The following is a 10,388-nucleotide window of genomic DNA, read 5'->3' as shown; positions in this document are numbered from 1 at the left end:
GCCGCCGCGATCTCCTCGGCGCGCGCGTCCCTCTTCCTCCTCGCCATGCCTCGCCTCCGTTCCTCGGGGACGGGCCCCGGGTCGCGGGACTTACACAGATAATCTTACAGGCCCACCGAGAAGTTGCATGGTCCGCAAAGTATCCGCCGAGATGAGCTGTCGAACCTGATTGATAGCAACGCGTTGCGCTTCGACTTTCTCAGAATCATGGGGTTGAGTAACCGAATAGGTCAGGAAAACGTCAAGAACACGTCCAATAGTCGCGTCAAGACTCTTGATATCCTCATCGCTAATCTGGACCCGATCAAGTTCGGCCTTGTAAGCTTGGGCGATAAGTATTGCCTCGGAGCGTTCCTCGAGAAGTCTGTTCACAAGTTCGTCGTATGCATTTCTGACCGCCTCCGCGCTCTTCTCCTCCTTCAGGGATTTCACCTTGGTAGCAATGGCGGATGCGGTACCTTTGGCAGCAAGCGCAGCAAGAGAGCCGCCGAGATCTAAGAGAGTTCCAGCAATGTCAGAGTCCATCTTTACCTGCCATTCCTATTCAGACGAGCGCGGCGTTTCCCCCGCCAGCACGTCCGCGATCCTCTCGCTGGCGTGACCGTCGCCGTAGGGGTTGGAGGCGCGGCTCATCGAGGCGTACTCCTCCGGGTCGTCAAGCAGCCTGGAGAACTCGCGGTAGATCACACCCTCCTCGGTGCCCACCAGCTTCAGCGTGCCGGCCTCCACGCCCTCGGGCCGCTCGGTGGTGTCGCGCATGACCAGCACCGGCTTGCCCAGGCTAGGCGCCTCCTCCTGGATGCCTCCCGAGTCGGTCAGGATCAGGTGGCTGGCCGCCATGAAGTTGTGGAAGTCCACGACCTCCAGGGGGTCGATGATCCTCAGGCGGTCGAAGCCGTCCAGCTCATCGTGGGCGGCGCGGCGCACCTGCGGGTTCATGTGGATGGGGTAGATCGCCTTGGTGTCGGGGCGCTCTTCCATCACGCGGCGGATGGCGCGGAACATCCCGTGCATGGGCTCGCCCAGGTTCTCGCGGCGGTGGGCGGTGATCAGGATCAGGCGGCTGCCCCTCGCCCAGTCAAGCTCGGGGTGGGAGTAGCCCTCGCGCACGGTGGTGCGGAGCGCGTCGATGCCGGTGTTGCCGGTGACCCAGATCTTGGCCCCCGGCTTACCCTCGCCCAGCAGGTTCCGCCTGCTGGCATCGGTGGGCGCGAAGTAGTGCTCCGCGACGATGTCCACCGCCTGTCGGTTGAACTCCTCGGGCCAGGGGCTGTGGACGTCGCGGGTGCGCAGGCCCGCCTCCACGTGGCCCACGGGTATCTGCAGGTAGAAGCAGGCCAGGGCCGCGGCGAAGGAGGTCGTCGTGTCGCCGTGGACGAGCACGACGTCAGGCTTTCCCTCCTCGAGCACGGCCCTCATCTTGAGCAGCACGTCGCACGTCACGTCGAACAGCGTCTGGCCCGGCCTCATGACGTGCAGGTCGTGGTCGGGCGCGACGTCGAAGACCCGCAGCACCTGGTCGAGCATCTCGCGGTGCTGGCCGGTCACGGTGACGACCGTCTCGAACTCGTCGGGACGAGCCTTGAGCTCCCTCACGAGCGGGCACATCTTGATGGCCTCCGGGCGGGTCCCGAAGACGAGCATCACTTTTCTTTTGGACATCCGTTCTCCTTAATCGTTGCGAACGGCCTTGCGGGCGAGCACTCCCTTGAGGCCGCTGACAAGCAACCCCATCGTGTCATCCCTCATCAACGCCATTAGCGCCGCGTACACGGCAACACCCACAGCAACTTGAAGTGCAAGCATGACGATGTCGGGTAGGGGCAGCAGCCCAAGGCCCAGCACGCAGGCCGCCATCGCGGCCGAGCCCGCGAGGGGGCGCGCCAGGTCGCAAAACTGGTTGCGAAGGCTGTAACCAAGGACGCGCACGTTGGGGATAAGCGCCACGGCGCACGATACAGCGCCGGCCACAACGGAGCTGGTGGCAAGCGCCACGGGGCCCAAGGGTATGCTGCAGAACATGAGTCCCAGCTCGGCAGCCTTGCGAACCACCTCGAGCCTGAGCGTGGTCCTGCTGTCACCAAGCCCCCTCATTGCCTGGGCAGTCACTATCTGGATGGGCTGGAAACAGTACGACACCGCAAAAACCTGAAGGTAGGGCACGCAGTCCGCCCAACTTTCTCCCAGTAGCAGCTCAACAAGGGGCACGGCACATGCGGCCAGCCCAAACATCAGCGGGAAGATCGCGAAACAGCTCGCCCGCACCGACCGACGAGCGATGGAGAGTACACGCCCGGAGTCGTCCTGCACGCCGGAAAAGGTGGGAAGCATCACCTCCTGCATACTGCCCGTCACAGCCTGCATGACGGCGGCCGGGAACTGATGCCCGCGGTTGAAGAGTCCCAGAGTCGCTGCATCGAACACACGGCCCACAATGAGGTTGCGCAGGTTGAGGAAAATCTGAACGAGCAGATCGCCAGCAAGGACGTTCGCACCGAACGCGAAAAGTCCTTTGACGGCATCGAAGGAAAATCCCAGCTTAGGCCACCAGTGGAGGGTAAAGGTGAGCACGATGCACACGAAGAGTTGATTGCCAAGCTGCTGGGCAACGAGTGCCCAGACGCCTGCGCCAGCGAAGGCGAGCGCGACGCCCGCAGCACCGGAGCAAACGGCAGTAGCAAGGTTCGCCACAAACAGTTTGCGGAACTGGAACGTTTTCTCGGCGTAAGCCACTTGCACCGAGTTGTAGGCTCCGGGCAGGAGCACCAATGCCATCACCCGCAATATCTGGCAGACCTCGGGGTTGCCGTAGAAATCAGCGACGACAGGAGCTACCAGGAACAGGACCAGATAAATTACCAGGGACATTCCCAGCGAGAAGACAAGCACGCTAGAGTAGTCACGCTCGTCGACGCTATTTTTCTGAATGAGGGCCGTGTTGAAGCCACCCTGCACGAAGACGAGCGCGATGGCCGTGAACACGAGCACCAACGACACCACGCCGTAGTCGGTCGGACCGAGAAGGCGCGCGAGCACCAACGAAACAACGAACGAGACGATCTGCGCACTGCCCCTCTCGAGGAACTTCCAGATGAGCGATGTGACAACAGTGTGTCTGGAGACACCAGCCATCAGTCCCTCACCGCCCCAAGAGCCCTTTTGACAAAGCTCTTCAAGCCTCTTGGGACGTAGAGCATAATCTCCGACTTGACGGACTTAGAAAGCCCGAACTTATCCACGAGTCCCCCAAGATTGTCGCCTGCGCAAAAGCGCTGGAAGAACTCGTCTCGCCCCGGGTTGCCGGGAGTCGTGTGGTCGAAGAGCGGGTTGAACCGTGCCACGTCGTCGGGCGTGGACGGAAGCACCTCCATCGCGCCCGACAGGCGCGCCATAACGGCGCGTCCTTTCTTCGTATTGCCAACGACCGTCGACCACCCGCGGCCATCGTCGTGCTCGGGGAACAGCGCGCCCTTGCCGTTGAGGTCGGCAAGCGTCACGTCTCCGAAGCGCCTGCGGTCCCTGAAGCGGCAACGCTCCATGCATGAGCGCCGCAAGCACGCCTGGTTCAGGAAGAGCCTGTTGTAGTCGTCGCCCCTAACGTACTTAACCTTTGCATTGGAGCACTTGTCCAGGTACTTATACATGGACAAGTGCCTCTCGTAGTTGCCGACCACCGCCCGCTTGCAACGGAACCCGTAACCGACAATCTTACCCATCTTGGCAGAGGCCCTCTCCATGCACGACTCGAACACTGCCGGGCTGCCGGCACCGTGACATACGAGATCCACCAGCAGAAGCGACTCTGATTCAGCAAGGCTTCCCAAAAACAGATAAATGCCCGCTACCTCGCAGGGGGTACCAGAGAAGACGACTCTTCGGCCGGCCCTCAAGTCATCCCTGACCTGTCGAAAGGTGCCGCCTTTATCGCTCTGGACATACTTCGACTTGCGTAAGGATGCTATATTCCCCGATTCGCACCTCATATGCCTGACATGCGGGAAGTCCATAGCAGCACCATACACCACGGTGTCTGAATCTGGTTCAATGGCCGCAAACGCGTCGCACAGGCAGGTGAAAGCGCCGCCCGAAGAGCTAGCCTTCCACACGTCCATGTCCCACGTCACGGCCGCAACAGCTTTCTGTTCCTCGGTTGAATGCCCAGTCGCGCCGTTGATGATGGGGCAGACACGCTCGCACGCACCGCAACCGATGCACCTCCCTCCCACTGAGGGCTGCAGGAAACCCTCGCCGTCCCGAGCCATCTCTATGCAGGATATGGGGCATGCGGCGACACATGCGGTGCATCCCGTGCAAAGTTCCTCCCCAGCGAGGACCGGCATTAAGCACCGCCTCCCACGCCGTCGAGCGCCTGGGCAAGAAACCTTCTCGATGCGGCCACCTCATCCGTGAGTCTTGCGTTGGCGACATCCCAGTCAATCTCGGGTACGCAGCACTCGCCGAGCGGCAAAAGTCGGCCAAGTAGCCCCAGCTTGCCCAAAATATTCAGCACACGGGAGTTCTGGTCGAGTGCGTCACCTTCGTCGAACCTCTTGTAGGCGCAAAATTCGACCCCCAGGTTGACGGAAAGGGCTATGCCATGGAAAGAGTCGGTCATCACGAGGGAGGCACCGGAGAGCCAGCCGAGGAACTCCGGAACGGCCATCCTGCGAAGCGTCCGGCAGCCGGGAATCTCGGCCTCCCCGGCCTCGGGAAGGTATGTAATAACAGGAAGGCCGGTCTGTCGGGCGGCTTTTTGCACAGCGTCAGAATAACGAGAAGGCGAGCCGAGGAAATAACAGAACACGTAGGGCCCATTGGCCACACGCGCATCGTCAGCAACAGAGAGCCAGGTGTCCCTAGACACGAGGAAAGTCGGGTCGAGGACCGTGATAGCATCAAGGCCAAGCTCGTTCACAAGCAGGTCGCGCCCCTGCTCCTCCCGCACGCCAATTGCGTCGAAGCGGGACAGGAGGCTTCTGTATTCGCTGCGAAGCGCAGCGGGTATGTCGGGTAAGCCGATGCTTGCCGCATAGGCAACTTTCCGAACGCCGTCGGAAACTCCGGCCAGCATGTAGACGGGGTTAAAAACGTTGGGCGCCCAAATCTGGTCGCTACCACAGACAAGGGCGTCGAACCCGTCGCAGATCGCGCGGGCGTCCGCGGGGTCATACGTCTTGCGTGTCTGCCTCAGCTCGTCGCGCTGGAACCTCCAGGCGTCGAAGCTCGGCCCAAATGGAAGCGCATTGAGGATAGGCTTTGCCAGCCCCTTTGGGAACCTCTCGCCATCGAGCTCGCGCCTCCTGTAGTTCACGAAGCGAACGTCGAAGCCCATATCAACGAGCAAGTGCTGCATAGCCCATGCCTGAAGGTTGCTTCCGACGTTACTGTAGTAGTGCCAGGTCAGGATGCCGACCTTGGCCTTCCCTTGTTTGTTCGTCAAAGCTAAGCTCCCTATGAGAGTTCCTTCAACACTTCCGTCCAGCTTTCGGCCCAACGCTCACGCGAGAACGAGTCCTCGACCGTCCGCCTCGCGTTGCGCGAGAGGCGGGTCCTGAGTTCGATGTCGCGCACGAGCCTGCTGACGGATCGATATAGGTCATCGGCCTCCGGCCGTACGAGCAATCCATTATGTCCAGAAAGCACGATGTTCGACATGCCACCGATATCCGTCGCCACGACGGCACAGCCCGCTGACATAGCCTCGAGCAGCGACAGCGAAGTCCCCTCGGAGGCGACGGACGGCACCAGAGCGATGTCGAACCGCCCGTGGAACGCGATGCTCTCCCAAGCATCGTAACGAGTGAACTTAACTCGACCGCCTCCGTCGAATGCCTTGTGCAGCTCGCCCTCAAGCGAGCCATCTCCGGCAATGGTCAGCTCAACCTCGGGATGCTCGCGGAGAAGCCTCGGCATCACGTCGATGAGCAGCTCGCACCCGCGGATAGCCTCGAACCTCCGCGCGAACACAACGCGCACTTTGCCATCGCTTTTCCGCTCGGGCACAGCAATCGAAGTGTCGGCAAAATTCGGGATATACGTATAGGGCAGTCTGTTAGCGACGCTCAGCGCGCGCATCCAGTTAACGTAGTTAAGGTCCACGCATACCATACGGGAAACAAGCGAGTGCTGGTTCAGAATACTCTTTGCCTGTACAGCCCGCGCCGCAGTTGACACATTTCTCCCTGTAAATTCTTGCCCATGGATGGATGTGGTGTCCCAATAAATACCGTGCTGAATACCGACGGTATGATTGAACTTGGTCTTTTCTATCATTGTGCTAGTAGCAAATACCAGGACGTCTTCTTGAGCGTTGCCTATCCGATAAGCCTCTGCAACCAGAGGGTGAACATCGCCTGGAACGCACTTGACTAGATGAACTTCTTCGCCGGCAGCCAAGACCCTGTCATCTATCGCGCCTTGTATGGGAATCAAGACATGAGGTTCGCATCCGCATGCACTGGCAACTTCGCAAAGGTTTCTGATATAGGTCTCAATGCCGCCGATTTCGTATCTGTTACTAGCAAAATCGTAATACCTGAAATACAGAAAGATAATTTTACGCATAGCAAACCTGACCTTTACGGGTTTCCCCATCGATTTGCGCATTGACTTTTCGATGTATAGACGCTTCATTTATGAATGAAAGTACAGTAAGAAGGTAGAAAGCAAATCGATATGTATAGAGCATCGCCTCAACAAAGCCAGTAGCGACAAACAACAGAACGAAAACCTTACCAACAAGAGTTTTTTGGGCAAAGAAAAGCCGTCCCATGAAAAGTAAGTATCCCAGCAATACGAATATCCCAGAGGAAACAAGAGCGCTCGACCAGCTGGAGAGGTAATCAAGATTCTCGTCAAATTGCGTCGTTACACCGAAGTAGCGAACAAACTCGGCAACATTGTTCAGTCCGGTTCCGAATAGAAAAGTCTTTAAATCAAGTTGAGAAGCAACAATCCAGCCCCTGATGACTCTCTGCCCGGCAGAGCCGCCAGTCATATTCGCTCGACTCAAGGTCATCTCTCCTAAAGGAGAAAAAAGGACGAGAGCCACCAAAGCGCATAAGGCAATTGCAGCAAATAGCCCAAGAGGACTTATCACAACTTGCCCGCGCGCATTACGAGAAACAAAGCGGCGAGCTGCAAAGCACAACCAACCAAGCAGAATCGCGATTAGTGCCATGGACGAAGTTCCGATGACCAAACCAATGGTGATTATTGCGGCGAATAACAGGGAGTACGGCTTTTTGCTATATCGTTCATGCAGCAGCAAAATCAGAAGGCTCGGCGCAGAGAATAGTGCGGCGTAACTCGGCTCCAAAAAGAACCCGCTCGGGCGAAAATAATATAAGTAATGCACGACAAGATCAGTTCGTCCTTGAAGATCCTCTCTGTTGAAGACAGGCAGGAAAGACAGTGTCGTCGGAAGATCGCGTCCCAAAAACATGTGCGCAGCGTACTGCGCGATGGTATAAACACTGTTTACCGTTGTCGCAGCAATCAAAGTCATAAAAAAAGCATCCACGCGAATGTGCTTGCAGCCCACATAAATCAGAAAAGAGTAATAGATTAGCCGCATTAGGATAGTGGCTGATTTTTGAAACGATGCATAAGGCTGAACAATTACTGCAATGAAGTTCACGGTTATGACCAAAAGCATCAGCAGGTAGAAACCAGAGAAACCTCGAGTTGTAATGCCCTTTTTAAAATCAATAGCCAAATATACCAAGATAAATGGCAGTAGAACTGCCTCACCTAACGAGAGAACAGGGATAGGCGTAGCGTATTGGTAGAAAAACGGAAGCAAGGCGACTAATACCGAAAACAATCCAGCAAAACCACCCTCCTTGCTCCGTTTAACAGGTGCAAAAGTGATTGATTTAGCTACCAACATGTCGTTCATTGCTCTATTACGGACATTGCGAAGTCGGTCACCATCAGCTCGAATCGCTCATCATCTGCCATAATTCGTCGAATTTCATCGTTCCTACATTTCAAATATAAGGCCCAGTCAAACGCCTGGTAAGACTCATAAATACCGTCCGTGCAGATCGGATCATTCCAATCCACAATAATCCCTAGATGTTTATCGGCGACGCTTTTCGCCATTGCAGATTCTTTTGTTACAACGATAGGGATGCCATACCTTAAACCATCATAGTATTTAACGGTATAAGCAAGTTTTTGGATAGCATCGTTCTCATATGCGTTCAAAAGCAAGTCAGTCGCTTGGGCAAAGGATTCGATATCAACCTCATCATATACGCCGGTAAAATTGATATTGTCAAACCCATTTTCCTTGCAATAATGCTCGAGTTCTTCTATGCACCCAGACCCATGGAAGGTCAACGAAAATCGTTTGTCAGAACCAAATCTGTGGCAAACAAGCTTGTTAAAACTTAGCTGCCTAATGGTGCCCCAAAAGGCTACGCGTATAACCCCATAATCAATTGACGTCTCTTGAGCGATATCAAACTTGAGGCCTCTTTCATTATGAGAAACAACGTAGGTCGAACACCCTGGCCCAATGACATCCTCGAAAGCTGGCGAAGAAACAGCTGTGAAACGTGCATGCGAAGCAATCTTCCTTACTGCGCTTCTGTAAGGCGAAAATCCCTCACGCGAGATATCCCTATAGTCAAAGATAAATCTGTCTTTGTACTCCCCCAGCAGTAATGGCATGAGCATGGTCGCCATTTGACTGGTGAACACAATCAATCCGCTATAGTCCCTTTCCCTAATTGTTCTCTTTACAAAACTCGCATAGCTAAACAGCAGTGGCAATTTCTTACACAGCGGTAAGAAATCGCTCATCTGCTTATCGAAGCAAATCACATTGTGAAGATTGCAGTCAATCCCATCCCGATTCCAAAAAACAAATTCATGTTCAACGTTATGTTTCTTGAGAATTTGCGAATATTTGAACGCATACTGACTATATCTGAGGCTATTAGGGAGGAGCAGGCCTAACATATCAACCCCGCATCACAATTCTTTCTATCCATCAGCTCTTCCTCCACACCATCTTGTCGACGACTCCGGTGTAGGACTGGATGATCTTGACGACCTTGGTGGACACCCTCTCGGTCGCGTAGTCGGGCACGGGGGCCTCAGGCAGGGCGCCCCCCGCGTCTAGGGCCACGGCGGTCTCCACGGCCTGCAGCAGGCCCTTCTCGGAGACGCCGGCCAGGGTGAAGCAGGCGCGCTCCATGGCCTCGGGGCGCTCGGTGCTCGTGCGGACGCACACGGCCGGGAACGGGCGGCCTATGCTCGCAAAGAAGCTCGACTCCTCGGGCAGGGTGCCGGAGTCCGACACCACGGCGAAGGCGCCCACCTGCAGGCGGTTGTAGTCGTGGAAGCCCATGGGCTCGTGCATGCGGACCCTCGGGTCGAGCTCGAAGCCCGTGGCCTCCAGGCGCTTACGCGAGCGCGGGTGGCAGCTGTACAGGATGGGCATGTCGTATTTCTCGGCCAGGGCGTTGACAGCGCCGAACAGCGAGCGGAAGTTCGCCTCGGTGTCGATGTTCTCCTCGCGGTGCGCCGACAGCAGCATGTACTTCTTGGGCCGAAGGCCGAGCTCGTCCAGGACGCCCGACGCCTCGATCTTGTCCAGGTTCGCGCGCAGCACCTCCGCCATGGGGCTGCCGGTCACGAAGGTGCGCTCCGGGGCGCAGCCGCATGCGTGCAGCCATCGGCGGGCGTGCTCGGAGTAGGCCAGGTTCACGTCGGAGATGACGTCGACGATGCGGCGGTTGGTCTCCTCGGGCAGGCACTCGTCCCTGCAGCGGTTGCCCGCCTCCATGTGGAAGATCGGTATGTGCAGGCGCTTTGCCGATATGGCGGACAGGCAGCTGTTGGTGTCGCCCAGGATGAGCAGGGCGTCGGGCTTCACCTGCACCATAAGCTTGTAGCTCGCCGCGACGATGTTGCCCACCGTCTCGCCCAGGTCGGCCCCCGCGGCGTCCAGGTACACGTCGGGGTCGGCGAGCTCCAGGTCGCGGAAGAAGATGCCGTTGAGGGTGTAGTCCCAGTTCTGCCCAGTGTGGGCCAGAAGGCAGTCGAAGTGGAGACGGCACTTCTTGATGACCTCCGAGAGGCGGATCACCTCCGGGCGGGTGCCTACGACGATCAGCAGCTTCAGGCGACCGTCGCCTTTGAAGGATATGTCGTTGCGGTCGGCAGCCATGTTCGGCTACACCTCCTCGTAGTAGGTGTCGGGGTCCTCGGGGTCGAAGGGCTCGTTGGCCCACATGACCGTGACCAGGTCCTCGGTCTCGGAGAGGTTCGTGATCGAGTGCGCGTATCCGGGGATCATCTCCACCACGCGCATGTCGGAGCCCTTCACGACGTACTCCTCGACCGGGTACGGGTTGCCCTCGGCGTCCACGCCC

Annotated in this window: 9 protein-coding genes and 1 pseudogene; all 10 read right to left on the bottom strand. The window is 57.3% G+C overall.

What is annotated here, in order from left to right:
- Positions 1 to 90 precede the first annotated feature (90 nt).
- A complete protein-coding gene (locus KHZ24_11770) occupies positions 91 to 525 on the bottom strand; it encodes a hypothetical protein (protein MBS5451863.1) in 435 nt (144 codons plus the stop codon).
- A gap of 15 nt (positions 526 to 540) precedes the next feature.
- Positions 541 to 1,662 (bottom strand): UDP-N-acetylglucosamine 2-epimerase (non-hydrolyzing), encoded by a 1,122-nt coding sequence (gene wecB, locus KHZ24_11765; protein MBS5451862.1) that lies wholly within the window; start codon positions 1,660 to 1,662, stop codon positions 541 to 543.
- Between the two features lie 9 nt (positions 1,663 to 1,671).
- Entirely contained in the window at positions 1,672 to 3,132 is a 1,461-nt protein-coding gene (locus tag KHZ24_11760) for a lipopolysaccharide biosynthesis protein (protein MBS5451861.1), read from the bottom strand.
- Positions 3,132 to 4,340: a Coenzyme F420 hydrogenase/dehydrogenase, beta subunit C-terminal domain gene (locus KHZ24_11755; GenBank protein MBS5451860.1), complete on the bottom strand. Its 1,209-nt coding sequence runs from the start codon at positions 4,338 to 4,340 to the stop codon at positions 3,132 to 3,134. The genes KHZ24_11760 and KHZ24_11755 overlap by 1 nt, the downstream gene beginning before the upstream one ends.
- Positions 4,340 to 5,440: a polysaccharide pyruvyl transferase family protein gene (locus KHZ24_11750; GenBank protein MBS5451859.1), complete on the bottom strand. Its 1,101-nt coding sequence runs from the start codon at positions 5,438 to 5,440 to the stop codon at positions 4,340 to 4,342. Before KHZ24_11750 ends, KHZ24_11755 begins: the two co-directional genes overlap by 1 nt.
- An 11-nt stretch (positions 5,441 to 5,451) precedes the next feature.
- Complete coding sequence (locus KHZ24_11745; GenBank protein ID MBS5451858.1) at positions 5,452 to 6,564, bottom strand: glycosyltransferase family 4 protein; 1,113 nt, start codon at positions 6,562 to 6,564, stop codon at positions 5,452 to 5,454.
- Positions 6,557 to 7,891 (bottom strand): hypothetical protein, encoded by a 1,335-nt coding sequence (locus KHZ24_11740; GenBank protein ID MBS5451857.1) that lies wholly within the window; start codon positions 7,889 to 7,891, stop codon positions 6,557 to 6,559. The genes KHZ24_11745 and KHZ24_11740 overlap by 8 nt, the downstream gene beginning before the upstream one ends.
- Before the next feature lie 5 nt (positions 7,892 to 7,896).
- Positions 7,897 to 8,970, bottom strand: a complete 1,074-nt coding sequence (locus KHZ24_11735) for a hypothetical protein (protein MBS5451856.1) — start codon at positions 8,968 to 8,970, stop codon at positions 7,897 to 7,899.
- Between the two features lie 31 nt (positions 8,971 to 9,001).
- Positions 9,002 to 10,183: a UDP-N-acetyl glucosamine 2-epimerase gene (locus KHZ24_11730; GenBank protein ID MBS5451855.1), complete on the bottom strand. Its 1,182-nt coding sequence runs from the start codon at positions 10,181 to 10,183 to the stop codon at positions 9,002 to 9,004.
- A 6-nt stretch (positions 10,184 to 10,189) separates the two neighbouring features.
- Positions 10,190 to 10,318 (bottom strand): annotated as a pseudogene (locus tag KHZ24_11725) (capsular polysaccharide biosynthesis protein CapF).
- Positions 10,319 to 10,388: the final 70 nt, after the last annotated feature.

Source organism: Coriobacteriia bacterium (assembly GCA_018368455.1).
Classification (GTDB): Bacteria; Actinomycetota; Coriobacteriia; order Coriobacteriales; family UMGS124; genus JAGZEG01.
This window is presented reverse-complemented; position numbering and strand designations above follow the sequence as displayed.

Excerpts from the sequence above, each read along its gene's own strand:
- KHZ24_11770 (MBS5451863.1), bottom strand. The coding sequence starts at position 525 with ATGGACTCTGACATTGCTGGAACTCTCTTAGATCTCGGCGGCTCTCTT.
- wecB (MBS5451862.1), bottom strand. The coding sequence starts at position 1,662 with ATGTCCAAAAGAAAAGTGATGCTCGTCTTCGGGACCCGCCCGGAGGCC.
- KHZ24_11760 (MBS5451861.1), bottom strand. The coding sequence starts at position 3,132 with ATGGCTGGTGTCTCCAGACACACTGTTGTCACATCGCTCATCTGGAAG.
- KHZ24_11755 (MBS5451860.1), bottom strand. The coding sequence starts at position 4,340 with ATGCCGGTCCTCGCTGGGGAGGAACTTTGCACGGGATGCACCGCATGT.
- KHZ24_11745 (MBS5451858.1), bottom strand. The coding sequence starts at position 6,564 with ATGCGTAAAATTATCTTTCTGTATTTCAGGTATTACGATTTTGCTAGT.
- KHZ24_11740 (MBS5451857.1), bottom strand. The coding sequence starts at position 7,891 with ATGTTGGTAGCTAAATCAATCACTTTTGCACCTGTTAAACGGAGCAAG.
- KHZ24_11735 (MBS5451856.1), bottom strand. The coding sequence starts at position 8,970 with ATGTTAGGCCTGCTCCTCCCTAATAGCCTCAGATATAGTCAGTATGCG.
- KHZ24_11730 (MBS5451855.1), bottom strand. The coding sequence starts at position 10,183 with ATGGCTGCCGACCGCAACGACATATCCTTCAAAGGCGACGGTCGCCTG.